Source organism: Solimonas terrae (genome assembly GCF_011067135.1).
In the GTDB taxonomy this organism is placed as follows: Bacteria; Pseudomonadota; Gammaproteobacteria; order Nevskiales; family Nevskiaceae; genus Solimonas; species Solimonas terrae.
This window is the reverse complement of sequence record NZ_JAAMOW010000001.1, coordinates 377,561-396,213: the sequence shown is the minus strand read 5'-3', so window position 1 is coordinate 396,213 and position 18,653 is coordinate 377,561. Positions and strand designations below refer to the sequence as shown.

Annotated in this window: 15 protein-coding genes and 1 tRNA gene; 11 read left to right on the top strand and 5 right to left on the bottom strand. The window is 65.4% G+C overall.

Annotated features, from left to right (window positions below; all coding sequences use genetic code 11):
* The first annotated feature begins 73 nt into the window (after positions 1-73).
* The 7 genes from G7Y85_RS01745 to G7Y85_RS01715 all read left to right on the top strand — a co-directional run bounded on the left by G7Y85_RS01745 (position 74) and on the right by G7Y85_RS01715 (position 9,176).
* A complete protein-coding gene (locus G7Y85_RS01745; RefSeq protein ID WP_174839730.1) occupies positions 74-1,735 on the top strand; it encodes an electron transfer flavoprotein-ubiquinone oxidoreductase in 1,662 nt (553 codons plus the stop codon).
* 105 nt (positions 1,736-1,840) lie between these two features.
* A complete protein-coding gene (locus G7Y85_RS01740; protein WP_166250916.1) occupies positions 1,841-2,587 on the top strand; it encodes an electron transfer flavoprotein subunit beta/FixA family protein in 747 nt (248 codons plus the stop codon).
* A 23-nt stretch (positions 2,588-2,610) separates the two neighbouring features.
* Complete coding sequence (locus G7Y85_RS01735) at positions 2,611-3,543, top strand: electron transfer flavoprotein subunit alpha/FixB family protein (protein WP_166250914.1); 933 nt, start codon at positions 2,611-2,613, stop codon at positions 3,541-3,543.
* A gap of 72 nt (positions 3,544-3,615) precedes the next feature.
* Positions 3,616-4,485: an SDR family oxidoreductase gene (locus G7Y85_RS01730; protein WP_166250912.1), complete on the top strand. Its 870-nt coding sequence runs from the start codon at positions 3,616-3,618 to the stop codon at positions 4,483-4,485.
* A 116-nt stretch (positions 4,486-4,601) separates the two neighbouring features.
* Positions 4,602-6,239, top strand: a complete 1,638-nt coding sequence (locus tag G7Y85_RS01725) for an acyl-CoA carboxylase subunit beta (protein WP_166250910.1) — start codon at positions 4,602-4,604, stop codon at positions 6,237-6,239.
* Positions 6,239-7,087, top strand: coding sequence for an enoyl-CoA hydratase/isomerase family protein (locus tag G7Y85_RS01720; RefSeq protein WP_277817105.1), 849 nt, complete (start codon positions 6,239-6,241; stop codon positions 7,085-7,087). Before G7Y85_RS01725 ends, G7Y85_RS01720 begins: the two co-directional genes overlap by 1 nt.
* A gap of 91 nt (positions 7,088-7,178) precedes the next feature.
* Entirely contained in the window at positions 7,179-9,176 is a 1,998-nt protein-coding gene (locus G7Y85_RS01715; protein WP_166250908.1) for an ATP-binding protein, read from the top strand.
* Between the two features lie 73 nt (positions 9,177-9,249).
* Here G7Y85_RS01715 and G7Y85_RS01710 read toward each other — a convergent pair whose 3' ends face one another.
* Positions 9,250-10,947, bottom strand: a complete 1,698-nt coding sequence (locus tag G7Y85_RS01710) for a thrombospondin type 3 repeat-containing protein (protein ID WP_174839729.1) — start codon at positions 10,945-10,947, stop codon at positions 9,250-9,252.
* A gap of 272 nt (positions 10,948-11,219) precedes the next feature.
* The gene (locus G7Y85_RS01705) at positions 11,220-12,371 is read right to left on the bottom strand and encodes an acyl-CoA dehydrogenase family protein (RefSeq protein WP_166250906.1); all 1,152 of its coding nucleotides are present in this window, start codon (positions 12,369-12,371) and stop codon (positions 11,220-11,222) included.
* Positions 12,372-12,450: 79 nt separating this feature from the next.
* Between G7Y85_RS01705 and G7Y85_RS01700 the strand changes: the two genes are divergently transcribed.
* The gene (locus G7Y85_RS01700) at positions 12,451-14,136 is read left to right on the top strand and encodes an AMP-binding protein (protein WP_166250904.1); all 1,686 of its coding nucleotides are present in this window, start codon (positions 12,451-12,453) and stop codon (positions 14,134-14,136) included.
* 131 nt (positions 14,137-14,267) lie between these two features.
* On the opposite strand, the gene G7Y85_RS01695 is transcribed toward G7Y85_RS01700, so the two are convergent.
* The 3 genes from G7Y85_RS01695 to hemP are packed head-to-tail and all read right to left on the bottom strand — an operon-like array spanning position 14,268 to position 16,332.
* The gene (locus tag G7Y85_RS01695) at positions 14,268-15,062 is read right to left on the bottom strand and encodes a heme ABC transporter ATP-binding protein (RefSeq protein WP_166250902.1); all 795 of its coding nucleotides are present in this window, start codon (positions 15,060-15,062) and stop codon (positions 14,268-14,270) included.
* Positions 15,062-16,105 (bottom strand): FecCD family ABC transporter permease, encoded by a 1,044-nt coding sequence (locus G7Y85_RS01690; RefSeq protein WP_166250900.1) that lies wholly within the window; start codon positions 16,103-16,105, stop codon positions 15,062-15,064. Before G7Y85_RS01690 ends, G7Y85_RS01695 begins: the two co-directional genes overlap by 1 nt.
* 47 nt (positions 16,106-16,152) lie before the next feature.
* On the bottom strand, positions 16,153-16,332 hold the full coding sequence (hemP, locus tag G7Y85_RS01685) for a hemin uptake protein HemP (protein ID WP_166250898.1): 180 nt from the start codon (positions 16,330-16,332) through the stop codon (positions 16,153-16,155).
* A gap of 144 nt (positions 16,333-16,476) precedes the next feature.
* Between hemP and G7Y85_RS01680 the strand changes: the two genes are divergently transcribed.
* The 3 genes from G7Y85_RS01680 to clpP all read left to right on the top strand — a co-directional run bounded on the left by G7Y85_RS01680 (position 16,477) and on the right by clpP (position 18,653).
* Positions 16,477-16,561: transfer RNA gene (locus G7Y85_RS01680), tRNA-Leu, on the top strand.
* A 40-nt stretch (positions 16,562-16,601) separates the two neighbouring features.
* The gene (tig, locus tag G7Y85_RS01675; RefSeq protein WP_166250896.1) at positions 16,602-17,927 is read left to right on the top strand and encodes a trigger factor; all 1,326 of its coding nucleotides are present in this window, start codon (positions 16,602-16,604) and stop codon (positions 17,925-17,927) included.
* A 105-nt stretch (positions 17,928-18,032) separates the two neighbouring features.
* Positions 18,033-18,653 carry an ATP-dependent Clp endopeptidase proteolytic subunit ClpP gene (clpP, locus tag G7Y85_RS01670; protein ID WP_166250894.1) on the top strand — a complete coding sequence of 207 codons (621 nt, stop codon included), beginning with the start codon at positions 18,033-18,035 and terminating at the stop codon, positions 18,651-18,653.

Below are 18,653 nucleotides of genomic sequence, written 5' to 3'. Positions count from 1 at the left end.
TAATACAATACGCGCCCTTTAAACCGTCCAGACTGCCCAAGCCAGCCGCGAGGCTGCCAGGAAAAGAGAGCGCATGTCCGTCGAACGCGATGTCATGGAATACGACGTGTTGGTGGTGGGTGCCGGCCCGGCCGGTCTGTCCGCCGCCTGCCGCCTGAAGCAGATTGCCGCCGAATCCGGCCAGGAAATCAGCGTCTGCGTCGTCGAAAAGGGCTCGGAAGTCGGTGCGCACATCCTCTCCGGCGCGGTGTTCGAGCCGCGTGCCCTGAACGAACTGTTCCCGAACTGGAAGGAACTCGACGCGCCGCTCAATGCACCGGTCAAGCGCGACGAACTGCATTTTTTCTACAGCCCGCAGAAGTCGTTCCGCTTCCTCGACTTCATGATTCCCAAGCCCATGCACAATCACGGCAACTACGTGATCTCGCTGGGCAATCTCTGCCGCTGGCTGGCAACGCAGGCCGAAGGCCTGGGCGTGGAGATCTATCCGGGCTTCGCTGCGCAGGAAATCCTCATCGAGGACGACGTCGTGCGCGGCGTGCAGATCGGTGATCTCGGCGTCGGTCACGACGGCCAGCCGAAGGACGGCTACACGCCGGGCATGGAGCTGCGCGCCAAGTACACGCTGTTCTCCGAGGGCTGCCGCGGGCATCTCGGCAAGCGCCTGATCGAGCGTTACAAGCTCGCCGAAGGCGCCGATCCGCAGCATTACGCGATCGGCCTGAAGGAGTTGTGGGAGATTGATCCGAGCCGCCACGAGCAGGGTCTCGTGGTGCATGGTGCGGGCTGGCCGCTGTCGGTCACCGGCACGGACAGCACCGGCGGCTCGTTCCTCTATCACCTCGAGAACAACCAGGTCGTGGTCGGCCTGATCGTCGATCTGTCGTATACCAATCCGTATCTGTCGCCGTTCGATGATTTCCAGCGCTTCAAGCACCATCCGGTCGCAGCCAAGTATCTGGAAGGCGGCAAGCGCCTGTCCTACGGCGCGCGTGCCATCGTCAAGGGCGGCCTGAATGCCCTGCCCAAGACCGTGTTCCCGGGCGGCGCGCTGATCGGCGACGATGCGGGCTATCTGAACTTCGCCAAGATCAAGGGCAGCCATACGGCGATGAAGTCCGGCATGCTGGCCGCCGAGGCAGTCGCCGAGAAACTCAAGGCCGGTTCCGAAGGCGGCGATGTGCTGACCGCCCTGCCCGAGAAGTTCAAGGCGAGCTGGCTGTTCGACGAGCTCGACAAGAGCCGCAGCTTCGGTGCCGCGATCCACAAGTTCGGCGCGCTGATCGGCGGCACCATCAACTGGATCGAGCAGAACATTTTCGGCGGCAAGGCGCCGTGGAGCTTCCGTGATCTCAAGAAGGATCACGAGACGCTCAAGCTGGCGAAGGATTCGGAGAAGATCATTTATCCGAAGCCGGACGGCAAGCTGAGCTTCGACAAGCTCTCGTCGGTGTTCCTGTCGAGCACCAATCACGAGGAAGACCAGCCGGTCCATCTGCAGCTCAAGGATCCATCGATCCCGATCGCGAAGAATCTGCCGATGTACGACGAGCCGGCGCAGCGCTATTGCCCGGCGGGTGTCTACGAGGTCGTCGGCGAAGCCAAGGACAAGCGCTTCCAGATCAATGCGCAGAACTGCGTGCACTGCAAGACCTGCGACATCAAGGATCCGGCGCAGAACATCAATTGGGTCGCGCCGGAAGGCGGCGGCGGTCCGAACTACGCCAATATGTAAGTTCCGCAAGCAGCCGGCACGGAGGGCAGGCGGCATCGCCCTTCAAGCATCAATGTGCCGGTTCCAGCACACCATTTCACTCGGTAGGTATCAGGAAAAGAGCGAATGAAAGCCCTAGTAAGCGTCAAGCGCGTGGTGGACTACAACGTCCGCGTCCAGGTGAAGTCCGATGGCTCGGGTGTCGTCACCGACGGCGTCAAGCACTCGATGAATCCGTTCGACGAGATCGCGATGGAAGAAGCGGTGCGCCTCAAGGAAAAAGGCAAGCTCACCGAAATCGTCGCCGTGACGATCGGCGGCGCCAAGAACGAAGAGACCCTGCGCACCGCGCTGGCCTTCGGTGCCGACCGCGCGATCCACATCAAGGAAGAAGGCGAAGTGCAGCCGCTGACGGCCGCCAAGGCGTTCGCTGCCGTGCTCAAGAAGGAAGACGCCAAGCTGTTCATCGCCGGCAAGCAGGCGATCGACGACGACGCCAACCAGACCGGCCAGATGGTCGCCGCGCTGCTCGACATCGCGCAGGCGACGTTTGCGTCGAAGGTCGAGGTCGACGGCAACAAGGCAACAGTGACGCGCGAAGTCGATGCCGGCCTGGAGACCATCGAGGTCGATCTGCCGGCGGTCATCACGACCGACCTGCGCCTCAACGAGCCGCGCTATCTGAAGCTGCCGGACATCATGAAGGCGAAGAAGAAGCCGCTCGACGCGACCACGTTTGCCGATCTCGGTGTCACGCCGGGCGCCGGCTTCAAGGTGACCAAGACCGTACCGCCGCCGACGCGCAGCAAGGGCGTCATGGTGAAGACCGTCGACGAACTCGTCGCCGCCCTGAAGGCCAAGGGCCTGCTCTGAGCACGAAGGATAGAGATCAAGACATGAGCAAGATTCTGATCATCGGCGAAATCGCCGACGGCAAGCTGAATTCCGGTACCGCCAAGGTCGTGGCCGCCGCCAAGGGCATCGGCGGCGACATCGTCATTGCGTTGCTCGGCAAGGATGTCGGCGTTGCGGCGGATGCCGCCGCCAAGCTCGACGGCGTTGCCAAGGTGCTGAAGGTCGAACGCGCCGAGAACGAGCACATTCTCGCGGCGACCTTCGCGCCGCAGATTGCCGAACTCGCCAAGGACTACAGCCACGTGCTGTTTGCCGGCACCGCGTTCGGCAAGGATATCGCACCGCGCGTCGCCGCCAAGCTCGACGTGCAGCAGCTCAGCGACATCATGCATGTGCATGGCGCGAGCAGCTTCGATCGTCCGATCTATGCCGGCAACGCGATCACCACCGTCGAAGCGCCGGCGGGCACGGTCGTCGCGACGGTGCGTCTGGCTTCGTTCACAGCGGTCGGCGAGGGTGGCTCGGCTGCGATCGAAGCGGCCAGCACCTCGGCGGCGCTGCCGTCGCACACGCGCTTCGTGAAGATGGAGGCGCAGAAATCCGAGCGTCCCGACCTGCAGGCGGCCGCCAAGGTCGTGTCCGGCGGCCGTGCACTGGGCTCCAGCGAGAACTTCAAGGTCATCTACGACTTCGCCGACAAGATCGGCGCCGCCGTCGGTGCTTCGCGCGCCGCGGTCGACTCGGGCTATGTGCCGAACGATCTGCAGGTCGGCCAGACCGGCAAGATCATCGCGCCGGAGCTGTACTTCGCGGTCGGTATCTCGGGCGCGATCCAGCATCTGGCCGGCATCAAGGACGCGCGCACCATTGTCGCGATCAACAAGGATGCCGAAGCGCCGATCTTCGAAGTCGCCGATTACGGCCTCGTCGGCGATCTGTTCCAGGTCGTGCCGGAGCTGCAGGGCAAGGTCTGATGCGTCACCGCGTCTGAGTGTTGAAACGAAGGCCGGCTCTTGCCGGCCTTCGTCATTTCCGGGAGCAGGAATATGGCTTACCAATCGGTTTTTCGTGCACGCTTGTTCGAAGGGCAGACCATCATCGTCACCGGCGGCGGTTCCGGCATCGGCCGCTGCACGGCGCATGAACTCGCTAGCCTCGGCGCGCACGTCGTCGTTACCGGCCGCAAGGCGGAGAAGCTGGGCAAGACCGTCGCCGAAATTCGCGAGGACGGCGGCAGTGTCTCGTCGCTGCTGTTCGACATTCGCGACGAGGAGGCGGTCAGGCAGGCGATCGGCACGGTACTCGCCGAACGCGGCCGCATCGACGGCCTCGTCAACAATGCCGGCGGCCAGTATCCGATGCCGCTGGCGGCGATCGGCAAGAAGGGCTGGGATGCGGTGGTCGCGAGCAATCTGACCGGCGGCTTCCTGGTGGCGCGCGAGACCTACACGCAGTGGATGCAGAAAAACGGCGGTGCGATCGTCAACATGATCGCCGACATGTGGGGTGGCATGCCGGGCATGGGGCACAGCGGCGCTGCGCGTGCCGGCATGCTCAATTTCACGGAAACCGCCGCGATCGAGTGGGGCGTTTCGGGTGTGCGGGTCAACGCCGTGGCGCCGGGCTACGTGCAGTCCAGCGGCATGGATCACTACGACCCGACATTTGCCCGGGACGTCATTCCGGTGTTGGCCGGACAGGCACCGCTCAAGCGGCTGGGCGAGGAGGCGGAGGTCAGCTCGGCGATCGTCTGGCTGCTCAGCGAAGGTGCGGCATTCGTGTCCGGCACCTGCATCAAGATCGATGGCGGCGCCAGCCTCGGCCGCAGCCCGGCATACCCCTTGCTCGATCACCAGAACTCGAAGCCGTATCGCGGCTTTCACCGCGCCGTGAAGCCGAAGGCGGTCGGCGGCTGAGATCGCACCGTACCGCGACCGAAATCCCGCATCATGGAAATGTATATTGTTCGTGAATTTGCTGGGAGAACGAGCCTAGAATCGAGTCTGTAGCTCAAATTCCGGTAATCACGATAATGGCGATCATCGACTCGCAGATCGACAGCGGCAGCGCGCAGTTCCAGCAGAACCGCGAGGCCATGCTGAAGCTGATCGCCGAATGGCGCGCGATCGAGGCCAGGGGGCGCAGCGAGGAAGACGGCAAGCGCGAGCACTATCACCGGCGCGGACAGATGCTGCCGCGCGAGCGCGTGCATCTGATGCTCGATCGCGGTTCGCCATGGCTGGAGTTGTCGACGCTCGCCGGTTACAGGATGCACGACGACAAGGACGGCGCGCTGGCCGGGGGCAACCAGATTGCCGGCATCGGCTACGTGTCCGGCGTGCGCTGCCTCGTCGGTGCGTCAAACTCGGCGATCAAGGGCGGCACGATGACACCCTGGGGCGTGCAGAAGGGTTTGCGGATGCAGGAGATCGCCTTGCAGCAGAAGCTGCCGATGGTTTCGATGATCGAATCCGGCGGCGCCAATCTGATGTATCAGGCCGAGCTGTTCATCCCGGGCGGTCGCACCTTCGCCAATCAGGCGCGCCTGTCGGCGGCCGGCATCCCGCAGGTCACGGTCGTGCACGGTTCGTCGACCGCCGGTGGCGCCTACCTGCCGGGCCTGTCCGATTACGTCGTGATGGTACGCAAGCGTGCCAGGGTTTTTCTCGCCGGGCCGCCGCTGCTGAAATCGGCGACCGGCGAAATCGCCGACGAGGAATCGCTGGGCGGCGCGCAGATGCATGCGCAGATCGCCGGCACCACCGAGTTCGTGGCCGAGAACGATGCCGACGGTGTGCGCATCGCGCGCGAGATCGTCGGCAACCTGAACTGGAACGCGGCGGCGTCGCGGCAGCGTGTGGCGCCCGCGCTGCTGCCGATTCGTGCACCGCTCCACGACATCGAGGAGCTGTGCGGCGTGGTGCCGCCGGACTACCGCAAGCCTTTTGACTGTCGCGAGGTGATCGCACGCCTGGTCGACGGCTCCGAGTTTCTCGATTTCAAGACCGAATACGACCAGCAGACGATTTGCGGACGCGCGGTACTGCACGGCCATGCGATCGGCATCATCTCCAACAACGGGCCGATCACGTCCAAGGGCGCGACCAAGGCCGGTCAGTTCATCCAGCTCTGTTGCCAGGCCGACATTCCGATCGTCTACCTGATGAACACGACCGGCTACATGGTCGGCACCGAATCCGAGCAGGGCGGCATCGTCAAGCACGGCTCGAAGATGATCCAGGCGGTTGCCAACGCGACGGTGCCGCAGCTGACGATCGTCATGGGCGGCTCCTTCGGTGCCGGCAATTACGGCATGTGCGGGCGTGGTTTCGGTCCGCATTTCATCTTTGCATGGCCGAATTCGCGCACCTCGGTGATGGGTGGCGAGCAGGCTGCCGGCGTGATGGACATCATCACCCGCGAGAAGTGGGCGAAGCAGGGCAAGCAGATGGGCGAGACGGACGAGAAGATGCTGGCGATGATCCGCAAGAACATCATCGACCAGTTCGATCGCGAGTCGCACGCGTTTGCCGCGACCGCACGCCTGTTCGACGACGGCCTGATCGACCCGCGCGACACGCGCAAGGTGCTGGGTCTGTGCCTGTCGGTCTGTCGCGAAGCCAGGGCCCGGCAGACCTTCGCCAGCAGTTTCGGCGTTGCGCGCCTCTGATGGCGATGCAAGGCGAAACGGCGATGGACAAGGATCGCGACAGTACGGTGTGCGTGCGCAGCGAGCGGGGTGTTCTGCACCTGACCCTGAACCGGCCGGAAGCGCGCAATGCGATGAACGCGCCGATGCTGGCCGAGATCGAACACGCGATCGACACGGTGCGCGACGACCGCGCCGTGCGCGCGATCGTGCTGCGCGGTGCCGGCGGTCACTTCTGCGCCGGCGGTGATCTGAAGTCGATGATGACGGCCGGCGGCGGCGACGCCGCAGCGAACGGTGCCGACCCGATCGCGGCGGTCAATCGCGCGTTCGGCACGATGCTTCGCAAGGTGGCGCAGGCGCCGCAGCTGGTGATCGCGATCTGCGAAGGCGCGGTGCTCGGCGGCGGCTTCGGTCTGGCCTGCGTGTCCGACATCGCGTTCACGCATGTCGATGCGAAGTTCGGCATGCCGGAGACGACGCGCGGCCTGCCGCCGGCGCAGATCGCCCCGTTCGTCGTCGAGCGCATCGGTCTGACGCAGGCGCGCCGGCTGTGCCTGACCGGCGCCTCGTTTCGCGGCGAGCAAGCCTTGCGGCTCGGGCTGGTCCACGAGTGCTTCTCCGGCGAGGATGAACTGCAGGCCATGCTGGCCGCGACGCTCGCACAGCTGATGCAGTGCGCGCCGCTGGCCACTGCCGTGACCAAGCAGATCCTGCTCGAAGTCGGCAGGCGCGACATGGACGCGGTGCTCGATGACGCTGCGCAGAAATTCGCAGCCAGCGTGCGCGGCAGCGAAGCGCCGGAAGGCATTGCCGCCTTCCTGCAGAAGCGCGCGCCGCGCTGGGCAGGCGCGTCGGGCTTGCCGTGATGGACGTGACTGGACGTCGGTGCCTGATCGTCCGGAAGCCGATAGCGCGGTCGCGCCGGGTGGCCGGGATGTGCGGACAGGAACGAGAACAATGACAGACAGACGATTCAGCAAGGTCCTGGTTGCCAATCGCGGCGAGATCGCGGTCCGCGTGCTGCGCGGTGCGCGCCGTCTCGGCTATCGCACGGTCGCGGTTTACAGCGATGCTGACGCCGGTGCCCTGCATGTGCTGGAAGCCGACGAGGCCGTGCGCATCGGTCCGGCGCCGGCGAAGGACTCCTATCTGCTGATCGACGCGATCCTGGCTGCCGCGAAGCAGTCCGGCGCCGAGGCGATCCATCCCGGTTATGGTTTCCTGTCAGAGCGTGCCGACTTCGCGCAGGCCGTGCAGGAAGCCGGACTGATCTTCATTGGTCCCGATCCGGCGTCGATCGAGGCGATGGGCAACAAGTCGGCATCGAAGATCCGCATGCTTGCGGCCGGCGTGCCCTGCGTGCCCGGTTACCAGGGCGAGGATCAGCGCGATGCGACGCTGATCGCAGAAGCCGGAAAGATCGGCCTGCCGGTGATGGTGAAGGCGGCGGCTGGCGGCGGCGGCCGTGGCATGCGGCTGGTGCACGACGATGGCGAGCTGGCGGTCGCGATCGCCTCGGCACGTTCGGAGGCGAGCAACGCCTTCGGCAGTGGCCAGCTGCTGATCGAGAAGGCGGTAATCGACGCGCGCCACGTCGAGATCCAGGTTTTCGGTGATCGTCACGCCCAGGTCGTGCACTTCGGCGAACGCGACTGCTCGGTGCAACGCCGCAACCAGAAGCTGATCGAGGAAGCGCCGAGTCCGGCGGTCGACGCGGCGCTGCGCCTGCGCATGGGCGCGGCGGCGGTGGCGGCGGCGCGAGCCGTCAATTATGTCGGCGCCGGCACGGTCGAGTTTCTGCTCGGCAAGGACGGCCAGTTCTACTTCCTCGAAATGAACACGCGCCTGCAGGTCGAGCATCCGGTGACCGAGCTGGTCTATGGCGTCGATCTCGTCGAATGGCAGCTGCGCGTGGCGCAGGGCGAGGCCTTGCCGCTGACGCAGGAGCAGATCCTTTCGCGCAAGCACGGCTGGGCGATCGAAGTGCGCCTGTGCGCCGAAGATCCGCGGCGAAGCTATCTGCCGCAGACCGGTCAGATCCTGTGCTGGCGAGAGCCGGCGGGCGCCGGCGTGCGCGTCGACAGCTATCTGCGTCAGGGTCAGCAGATCGGTGCGTTCTACGATTCGATGCAGGCCAAGATCATCGCCTGGGGCGAAGATCGCGAAATCGCACGCACCCGTCTGCTGAGCGCGCTGCGTGACACCACGCTGCTCGGCGTCGTCCACAACCGCGATCATCTTGCGGCAATGCTGGCGCACGAGGACTTTGCGTCCGGCCAGTTCAGCACGGACTTTGTCGGTCGCCATTTCCCGCAGACGCGTATCGCCGACGAGCAGCCGTCGCTTCGGCATCTGGCGCTGGCCGTGGTCGCACTGTATCTCGACGCAGCTGCCACGCTCGCCGAGACGCGGCAGCTGGTGCCGGAATTGATCGGCTGGCGCAGTTCGCACGACACGCCGGGCGAATACCGTCTGAAGTACGGCGAACACGAATATCGCCTTGCCGTGCTGGTGAGCGGCGGCCGGCAGTTCGTGATCGACGCGGCGGAGCAGCGTGTCGAAATCGTCGTTACGCACAGCGCGGCCGGCGAATTCCGTTATCGCTGCGACGGCGTGCAGTACCAGGCCCGCTGCGCGCGCGATGGCGATCTGATCTGGATCGACGCCGACGGCCGGGCGGGTGTCTATCGTGATGTCACCCTGGCACCTGCCGAGGCCGCCGTGGCCGGGTCGGACGGCCGCCTGCTCGCGCACTCCGACGGCAAGATCGTCGCCGTGCACGTGCAAGCCGGCGATATCGTCGGCAAAGGGCAGACCTTGATCGTGCTGGAAGCGATGAAGATGGAATTCCAGCTCGCGCTGCCGGTCGGCGGTACGGTCGAGACGATCGGCGTACAGCCGGGTCAGCAGGTCAAGAGCCGCCAGCTGCTCGCGCATCTTCGTCTCGCGGGCTGAGCCGCGGCGCCGACCCCCTGTGCGCGCGCAGACCCACCCCGCATAGACGGGGCGGGTCTGCGCGCGTTTCACGCTAGTCGACGACGTGCAGTTCGACGCGGCGGTTGTTTTCGCGGCCGGCGTCGGTCTCGTTGGTGTCGATCGGACGCGTTTCGCCGTAACCGACCGGCGTCATGCGCGCAGCGCTCACCGCCGCGTCGCTCAGGTATTTCTTGACGGCGATTGCACGGCGTTCCGACAGGCCGAGGTTGTAGGCATCGGAACCGATGTTGTCGGTGTGTCCTTCGACCTCGACCTGCACCTTGGGATAGGACTGCAGCGTGATCGCCACCTGATCGAGGATGCGCTGCGCTTCCGGCGTCAGGCGGTCGGAGTCGAACTCGAACTTCACGCCACGCAGAATGAAGTTCTGTTCGACCGCGCAGCCATTGGCGTCGACCTGCTCGCCCGGGTGCGGCTTGCGGCAGTCGCCGACCAGCGCGCAACCGTTCGGCAGCACCTTGGCGCCCGGCGGCGAATGCGGGCACTCGTCGAGGTAGTCCGGAACGCCATCACCGTCCGAATCGAGCGGGCAGCCGTCCGGACCGACGGTGACTCCGGCCGGTGTGTTCGGACATTTGTCGAGATCGTCCGGAATGCCGTCGCCATCGGAATCGGCGGTCGAGCAGCCGTCGGCACTGACCTTGATGCCCTTCGGCGTGCCCGGACATTTGTCGAGGTAGTCCGGTACGCCGTCGCCGTCGGAATCGAGCGGGCAGCCGCTGACGTCGACCTGCACGCCGGGCGGCGTGTTCGGGCACTTGTCGAGATAGTCGGGGACCCCGTCGCCGTCGACATCGACAGGACAGCCGTTCGAATAGACGGTGACGCCGGCCGGTGTGTTCGGGCATTTGTCGAGGCGGTCCGGCACGCCGTCACCATCGCTGTCCTTGATGTTGGCGCCGAACGCGTAACGCAGCCCGAGGCCGACGTTGTGCGACTGGTACGAGGTCTTCAGCTTGCCGCCGTCCGCGGTGCCGTACTGCGGATTGCCGGCGTCGACGTAGCGATAGTCGAGCGACAGCGTGATGCGATCGCTGAGCAGGAAACCGAGGCCGCCGCCGAGCTGCCAGGCAAAGCCGCTGTCGCTGTCATCGCTGCCGCTCGACGACACTTCGCTGCGCTGGTAGCCGACGCCGCCGCCCAGATAGGGCACGACCCAGCTGCCGAAGTCGATGTCGTACCAGGCATTGGCCATCGCCCGCATGGCCTTGAGCTTCGCCGAGTCGGTGGAACTGGTGACGCTGTTGCCGACGGTATCGGTCAGGGTGATCCGGTCCCAGTCGGCCTGCGAGTACGTGAAATCGAGTTCGGTACGCAGGCCGCCGTCGAACAGGTAGCCGACGGTGCCGCCGCCACCGATGCCGCCCTTGTAGCGAATGATGGTGTCGAAGCTGGCCGCCGGCGTGCCGGCCGTCGGATCGACCGGTGCGATGCCCGGCCCGAGCAGGCCGAGCAGACAGCCACTGTCACCGATACCTCCGAGCGAATCCAGCAGCGAACCCAGACCCAGCAGATTGCCGAGCGCGCAGCTGGAGCCGGGCGTGCCGGCAGTGCCGGACGTGGCCGGCTGCGTGGTGGTGCCGTGCGAGTCGCGCGTGTCGCTGTAGAGGCCGTCGAGCTCGAAATACCAACCCGGCGTGTAGGCCGCCGCCGTCGGCATCTGCAACAGGGCGCACAGGCCCGCAAGACCGGCCAGCAGCGTTTGCTGCGCGCGTTTCAACTTGTTCATGAAAACCCCCGGGTCCCGCTAGTGGTCGACGAATGATCTGATCTCGGGCGGCAACGTGCAGACAGACACGCCCGCAAGCAACAGCCGGAAGAAACGCAGGAGAACGACAGGTCCGCCGCACCGATGACCGTTCGCGCCGGCCGAACGCGCCCTGCAGGGCGCAGCGTTCGTCGCATCGGCAGGCAATGGAAGTGCGATTGCCGCGCCTTTGCTGTTCGCGTCGCACCGCGATGGAGCGTTCCATCGGGGTGCGCAGTCACCGCCGCATTGGATCAGAGACCGAGTTGCCGGGCGGCAAGGTCTTTCATGATTTCGAGTGAACCGCCACCGATCGTCAGCACCTTGGTCTCGCGGTAGATACGCTCGATCTTGGTGCCTTGAAGATAGCCGGCCCCTCCGAATATCTGCAGCGCGTCGTTGGCAACCTGCTCGAGCGTCGTCGTCGCCAGGTTTTTGAGCATGCAGACTTCCGCAACCGGAGTTCTTCCGCACGAAACATGCCACGCGAGCAGATCGAGATTGGCCCGTACTGCAGCGATCTTCATCTGCATGTCGACCAGCTTGTGGCGGATCACCTGATTGCGGATCAGCGGGCGGCCGAAGGTCTGGCGCTCGCGGGCGTAGGCCAGGGATTCCTCGTAACAGACCATCGCGAAGCCGCAGGCCTGGGCGGCGAGCATCAGGCGCTCCTGGTTGAAGTTCATCATGATCGCGATGAAGCCTTGGTTTTCCGGGCCGATGCGATTGGCCACCGGCACGCGACAGCCGTCGAAATACAGCGTTGCCGTATCCGAGCACCACCAGCCCATCTTCTTCAGCGGCGAGCGCGAGAAGCCCGGCGTATCGGTTTCGACGACCAGCAGGGAAATACCGCCCATGCCGTCGCCGCCGGTGCGCACTGCCGTGGTGATGAAATCGGCGCGCATCCCGGACGTGATGAAGGTCTTGCTGCCGTCGACGATGTAGTGATCGCCGTCGCGGACTGCGCGGGTTCCGAGATTGGCGACATCCGAACCGCCGCCGGGTTCGGTGATCGCCAGCGCCGCGATCTTCTCGCCCGCCAACACCGGCGCGACAAAGCGCTGTTGCTGCTCGATGCTGCCGACATGCGCGATCGGCGGCGAGGCGATGCCGTGCGACAGCAGGCTGGCGATCACGCCGCCGCTGCCGGCGCGTGCCAGTTCCTCGGTCAGCACGATCATGTAGAAAAGGTCCGGTACTTTGACGCCGCCACAGTGTTCCGGGAAGCCGATCTGCAGCAGGCCGGCTTCGGCCGCGCGTCGGTGCAGCTCGCGCGGCAATTCCTCGGCGGCCTCCCAGCGCTCGACGTTCGGCGTGATTTCGCGTTCGACGAAGCGCCGCACCTGCTCGCGAAAACTGGCGTGGTCTTCTGTGTAGAAGGGCGACGGTCCGGTCACATTCATTACCCGTTGCGCAGGAGAACGAAACGCTGTCTGATGGTCTTGCAGGCAGCGCGCCGACTATAGAACGAGGAGTGAAGTAATGGAGCTTACGCCGCGGCTCGACGATGACGACCTGCCGTTGCAGCGCCTGTTCCGCTGGGAGCGCGAGTTCGCGCAGCGCATCTATCTGACGCAACCGACGGGCGACGGCGTGACACGTGATTTCAGCTGGGCGCAGACCGTCGACGAGGCGCGGCGCATGGCGGCGCACTTGCGCGCGTTTGCATGGCCGGCCGGCAGCTGCATCGCGATCCTGTCGAAGAACTGCGCGCACTGGCTGATCGCCGACTTCGCGATCTGGATGGCCGGGCACGTCAGCGTGCCGATCTATCCGACCCTGGCCGCCGCTTCGATCCGGCAGATCCTCGAACACTCGCAGGCACGCGCGATCTTCATCGGCAAGCTCGATGGCTGGGAGGCGATGGCGTCGGGCGTGCCGGATGACATCGTCCGCATCCGTTTTCCGCTGGCGCCGCCGACGGCCGACCCCGACTGGGATACGGTGATCGCCGGCGTGGCGCCGCTGCAGGACGTGGCCGTGCGTGGTGCCGACGAACTGGCGACCATCATCTACACCTCCGGCACGACCGGCATGCCCAAGGGCGTGATGCACAGCTTTGCCAATATCGCGACGACGGCCAGGACCATGGGCGAGGTGTTCCGCTTCGGTGCGGACGAGCGCGTGCTGTCGTATCTGCCGCTGGCGCATGTGGCCGAGCGCATCGGGGTCGAGGCCAATTCGCTGTATCACGGCTTCCGCGTCTATTTCGCCGAGTCGCTCGATACGTTCGCCGACGATCTGCAGCGTGCGCGGCCGACCGTTTTCTTCTCCGTGCCGCGTCTGTGGGTCAAGTTCCAGCAGGCGGTGTTCGCCAGACTGCCGAAGAAGAAACTCGATCGCCTGATCAGGATTCCGTTTCTGGGTGCGGCGCTGAAGCGCAAGATCGTCCGTCAGCTCGGGCTCGATGCCGTGCGCTTTGCGGCGACCGGCGCCGCGCCGCTGCCGGCCGAAGTGATCGCGTGGTATCGCAGCCTGGGGCTCGATCTGCTCGAGGTTTACGGCATGACCGAGAACTTCGGCCTGTCGCACACCTCGCGGCCGGAGACGATGCGCGTCGGTTATGTCGGCGCACCCTGGCCGCATGTCGAATGCACCTTGTCGGAGATCGGCGAGGTGCTGGTCAAGGCGCCCTGGCTGATGCAGGGCTACTACCGCGATCCGCAACGCAGCGCCGAGGCCTTGACCGCCGACGGCTGGCTGCGCACCGGCGATCTCGGCGACATCGACGAGCTCGGGCGGCTGCGCATCACCGGCCGCGCCAAGGAGCAGTTCAAGACCAGCAAGGGCAAATACGTGGCGCCGGCGCCGATCGAGAATCTGCTCGGCGCGCACTCGCGCATCGAAGCGGTCTGCGTGGCCGGTGCCGATCATGCGCAGCCATTCGCCCTGCTGATGCTGCCGGCCGAGCTGTCGGCCGCGACCTCACGTGATCAGGCGCTGCGGGCGACCGTCGATGCCGAACTGCGGGCCTTGCGCGAAGCGGTCAATGCGCGTGTCGACCCTCATGAGCGCCTCGATTTCCTGACGGTCGTGCGCGAACAGTGGACGGTCGAGAACGGGTTCATCACGCCGACCATGAAAATCAAGCGCAACGAGATCGAGAAGACTTATGCGCCGCAGTTCGCCGAGTGGCAGAAGCGCGGCCAGCCGGTAGTCTGGCCGTAATGCCAGCGGGTTCGCGTTGACGGTGCCGCAAGCCGACGCAGCGAGCACATGCCGCTGCGGCACGCTCCGCAAAGCCGGCTGCTGCAGCACGATCTCGATATGAGCTGTTTCCCGGCGATGCTCGGCCTCGTTCAGGGCGTCGCCGCGCGATTTGCGCGTACCGCAAGCCAATGCTGTCCATCCGGCGTCTGCAGGCGCTCGGCACCGAGTCCGTAGATCTCCTGCATCAGCTCGGCATTCAGCACGCTCGATGGCGAACCCTGCGCGCGCAGGCGGCCGTGATCGAGCACCAGCACATCGTCGGCATAGGCCAGAACCAGATTCGGATCGTGCAATACGGCGATCACGCAAACCCCGGCCTGCAGCCAGTCGCGCGCCAGCCGCAAGCAGGCATGCTGGAATGCCAGATCCAGGTGCGCGGTCGGCTCGTCCAGCATCAGATAACGCGCCCGGCCGGCCGGGGCTTCCCAGATCTGCGCCAGTACGCGCGCCAGCTGCACGCGGGCCCGTTCGCCGCCGGACAGTCGTGCATAGGAGCGTGCCGCGAGCGTGCCGGCGCCGCAGGCGGCGAGGGCGTCGGCGACGATCTGCCGCTCGCGCGTTGCCGTGCGGCGCTCGGCGTGCAGGCGGCCGAGCGCGACGACTTCCGCCGCGCTGAACGCGAACGTCAGGGCATGCTGCTGCGGCAGGATCGCACGGTGTCGGGCGAGGTCCGCCGCGGCCCAGTCGCTCAGCGGGCGATCGTCGAGCAGGATCTGTCCGCGCGCCGTGCCCCATTCACGTGACAGCAGCCGCAACAGGGTCGACTTGCCGGCGCCGTTCGGACCGAAGATCGCATGCAGGCGGCCGGGCTGGAATGACACGCTCAGCGGCGCCAGCAACAGCCGGCCCTGCATCGAGAACGCGAGCTGGTCGGTACGCAGCATCAGCTCAGTACCGGGCTGCGGCGCCAGTGCAGCAGCAAGCCGAGAAAGAATGGCGCACCTAGCAGCGCACAGAGGATGCCGACCGGAATTTCTGCAGGCTGCACGGCGATACGCGCAATCGTGTCGGCCAGTGTCAGCAGCGCGGCGCCACCGAGGAACGACAAGGGCATCAGGCTGCGATGGTCGGGGCCGATCAGCATGCGCAGCATGTGCGGCACCATCAGGCCGATGAAGCCGACGACGCCGGCAAGCGCGACCGAGCAGGCCGTGCAGACCACGGCGAGCGCGATGGTGCCGCGTCGGACCGCGGCGACGTGGACGCCGACATGGGCCGCTTCGGCCTCGCCGAGCAGCAATGCGTTCAGCGACGGTGCCAGGCGCCACAGCGACAGTGCGGCGAGCAGGATCGCCGGCGCCGCGACTGCGAGTTCCGGCCAGCCTGCACGGTCCAGCGAACCGAACAGCCAGAGCGTGATCGCGCGCAGCGTCGGATCGTTCGAGCTGTAGGCGATCAGGCCGAGCAGGCCACCGGCCAGTGCATTGATCGCCAGTCCCGCCAGCAGCAAGGTGATCGGCTGCGCGTCGCCATCGACGCGCGCGATGCGCAGAACCAGCGCCGCACTGCCAAGGCCGCCGGCGAGTGCCGAGATCGCGATCAGGATCTGCGGTGGCAGTGCGATGAAGTGCAAATGGCTGAGTGATGCCAGGCAGGCGGCAGCGGCGACGGCGGCACCACCGGAGACGCCGATGAAACTGGGATCGGCGAGCGGATTGCGCAGCACGGCCTGAAAGCTGCAGCCGGCGATCGCCAGACCGCCGCCGATGGCGACGGCGGCGAGCAGGCGCGGCAGGCGCAGGCGCAGGAGTACGCTGTGTTGCGCCGGGCTCAGGGCCGGTCCGGACCCGACGGCATGTTGCAGATCGGCGAACGACAGCGGGAAGGGTCCGGCCAGCGCGGCCCAGAACGCGAGGCACGCCAGTGCGATCAGCAGCAGAGCCGCGCAGACGGAAACGGGAACGCGGCGCAGGTCGGGATCGCTCATTCGCCGGCATTGTGCCAGCCGGCGCACAGCGCGTTGAGAACTTCAGCTCATTTGTTGAGGATCAGCCGATCGTTGCGGGTGCGCAGCAGCCGATATTCCTGGCCGCGATGCTCGATGATGATTTCGCGCGCCCCGCGCAGGAGCTCGTCGCTGCGCACGCGTGGCGCCGCACCGTCGCGCTGCTCGATCTGGGCGGTCGTCGGGTGCATCGTGCGGAACTCATCCATGGCATGGCCCTCGTGCGTGTTGGCCTTTGATAATAATGATTCTCATTAACGAGTCAAGCGATGCGAGGCGTCCGATTTCTGCCATTCGACCGCGACGATCGGCCGATGCTGTCGCGCAAGCGACTGATATACTTCGGCCCCTTTGCGAGAGTGGCGGAATTGGTAGACGCCCGGGATTTAGGTTCCCGTGCCGCAAGGCGTGCGAGTTCGAGTCTCGCCTTTCGCACCAAGCTGTCCTCAAATAACCAATAGCCCTCAGAGTGTTAGAAATGGAAGTTCAAGTCGATTCGCCGGGCGGACTGCGCCGGCAGATGCGTGTCCGTGTGCCTGCCGATCAGGTCGCCAAGGCGATCGACGCAAGGCTCAATCGTGCGGCCAGCCGTGCCAAGCTGCCGGGCTTCCGTCCGGGCAAGGCGCCGCGCAAGGTCATCGAACAGCAGTTCGGTGAGTCGGCGCGCATGGAAGCGATCTCCGATCTGGTCCAGCAGACCTATCCGCAGGCGCTGAGCCAGGCCGGCGTCAGCCCGGCGGGTCAGCCGCAGATCGACATCACCGCCGAAAAGGCGGGCGAGCCCTTCGAGTACGTCGCCAACTTCGAGGTCTATCCCGAAGTGACGCTGAATGCCCTGGACACGCTGCAGATCGAAAAGCCGGTCGTCGAGATCACCGATGCCGATATCGATCGCCTGATCGGCAATCTGCGCAAGGCACGCCGCGAGTTCAACGAAGCGGCGCGTGCCGCGCAGAACGGCGACCAGGTCAAGGTCGATTTCCTTGGCAAGGTCGACGGTGCACCGTTCGCCGGCGGTGAAGGCAAGGACGTGCAGTTCGAGCTGGGCGAGGGCCGCTTCCTGCTGGATCTCGAAGCGGGAATCGCCGGTCATGCGACGGGCGAATCATTTGTCGTCGACGTCAACTTCCCCGAGGACTATCGCGCCGAGGATCTGCGTGGCAAGACCGCACAGTTCGAGGTGACCATCAAGGAACTGCGCGAACCGAAGCTGCCGGAAATCGACGCCGAGTTCCTGCAGGCTCATCAGGTCGACGCAGCGGCCGGCGAAGCGGGCCTGCGCGAGAAGTGCAAGCTTGCGCTCGAGAAGGAGCGCGACAAGGCGATTCGCAATCGTCTCAAGAGCCAGGCGCTGGAACAGCTGCTGAAGACCAACCCGATCGAACTGCCGCAGGCACTGATCAAGCAGGAAATCCCGAACCTGCGCCAGGAGGCAGCCGCGCGCATGAACATGGCGAACCTCGATCCGGCGAAGCGTGACGAGCTGCTGCCGGATGCGCTGTTCGAGCAGACCGCAAGCCAGCGCGTTGCGCTCGGCCTGCTGATCGGCGAAGTGATCAAGGCGCGTGACATCAAGCTCGACAGCGCACGTGTCGAAACCGCACTCGACGGCATCGCCGGCGACTACGAGCAGCCTGAACAGGTCAAGGCCTACTACCGCTCGCGTCCGGAAATGCTGCAGGGCCTGCGCGCCATGGTGCTCGAGGATCAGGTCGTCGACAGTCTGATCGACGGCGTCACGCTCAGCGAAAAGCCGCTGGCGCTCGAAGCACTGCTCAATCCGCAGGCGCCGCAGGGCGCGTAGGCGGAGCCGGAAAGCGCGCCGGCTTGAACGGCGCGCTTTCGCCTCCACTGCTGCAGGTCAGGGAACCGCAGCGCCACGCCTCCACTCCAGGAATCCAGAAACGCCATGAACGACATAGTGACCCGCGCCCAGCACCTCGTGCCGATGGTGGTTGAACAGACCGCCCGTGGCGAGCGCGCGTTCGACATCTACTCCCGCCTGCTGAAGGAGCGGGTGATCTTCATCGTCGGCGGCATTGAAGATCACATGGCAAACCTGGTCGTCGCGCAGCTGCTGTTCCTTGAATCGGAAAATCCGGACAAGGACATCCACATCTACATCAACTCGCCGGGCGGTGTGATCACGGCCGGCATGTCGATCTACGACACGATGAAGTTCATCAAGCCGGATGTCTCGACCATGTGCATCGGTCAGGCGGCGAGCATGGGTGCATTCCTGCTGTCGGCGGGCGCCAAGGGCAAGCGCTTCGCGCTGCCGAATGCGCGTGTGATGATTCACCAGCCATCCGGTGGTGCGCAGGGGCAGGCCAGCGATATCGAAATCCAGGCGCGCGAGATCCTGTATTTGCGCGAAAAACTCAACAGGCTGATGGCCGAACACACCGGTCAGGCGATCGACAAGATCGAGCGCGATGTCGAGCGCGATTACTTCATGAATGCCGATCAGGCCAAGGAATACGGTCTGATCGACCAGATTCTGACCCAACGGGGCGGTTCGGCCACCTGA

Bases quoted from the DNA above. Each gene is read 5' to 3' on its own strand.
- G7Y85_RS01715 (WP_166250908.1), top strand. From the start codon at position 7,179: ATGACAGACAGACGATTCAGCAAGGTCCTGGTTGCCAATCGCGGCGAG.
- G7Y85_RS01735 (WP_166250914.1), top strand. From the start codon at position 2,611: ATGAGCAAGATTCTGATCATCGGCGAAATCGCCGACGGCAAGCTGAAT.
- G7Y85_RS01710 (WP_174839729.1), bottom strand. From the start codon at position 10,947: ATGAACAAGTTGAAACGCGCGCAGCAAACGCTGCTGGCCGGTCTTGCG.
- G7Y85_RS01700 (WP_166250904.1), top strand. From the start codon at position 12,451: ATGGAGCTTACGCCGCGGCTCGACGATGACGACCTGCCGTTGCAGCGC.
- clpP (WP_166250894.1), top strand. From the start codon at position 18,033: ATGAACGACATAGTGACCCGCGCCCAGCACCTCGTGCCGATGGTGGTT.
- G7Y85_RS01720 (WP_277817105.1), top strand. From the start codon at position 6,239: ATGGCGATGCAAGGCGAAACGGCGATGGACAAGGATCGCGACAGTACG.
- G7Y85_RS01705 (WP_166250906.1), bottom strand. From the start codon at position 12,371: ATGAATGTGACCGGACCGTCGCCCTTCTACACAGAAGACCACGCCAGT.
- G7Y85_RS01730 (WP_166250912.1), top strand. From the start codon at position 3,616: ATGGCTTACCAATCGGTTTTTCGTGCACGCTTGTTCGAAGGGCAGACC.
- G7Y85_RS01745 (WP_174839730.1), top strand. From the start codon at position 74: ATGTCCGTCGAACGCGATGTCATGGAATACGACGTGTTGGTGGTGGGT.
- G7Y85_RS01695 (WP_166250902.1), bottom strand. From the start codon at position 15,062: ATGCTGCGTACCGACCAGCTCGCGTTCTCGATGCAGGGCCGGCTGTTG.
- hemP (WP_166250898.1), bottom strand. From the start codon at position 16,332: ATGGATGAGTTCCGCACGATGCACCCGACGACCGCCCAGATCGAGCAG.
- G7Y85_RS01740 (WP_166250916.1), top strand. From the start codon at position 1,841: ATGAAAGCCCTAGTAAGCGTCAAGCGCGTGGTGGACTACAACGTCCGC.
- tig (WP_166250896.1), top strand. From the start codon at position 16,602: ATGGAAGTTCAAGTCGATTCGCCGGGCGGACTGCGCCGGCAGATGCGT.
- G7Y85_RS01690 (WP_166250900.1), bottom strand. From the start codon at position 16,105: ATGAGCGATCCCGACCTGCGCCGCGTTCCCGTTTCCGTCTGCGCGGCT.
- G7Y85_RS01725 (WP_166250910.1), top strand. From the start codon at position 4,602: ATGGCGATCATCGACTCGCAGATCGACAGCGGCAGCGCGCAGTTCCAG.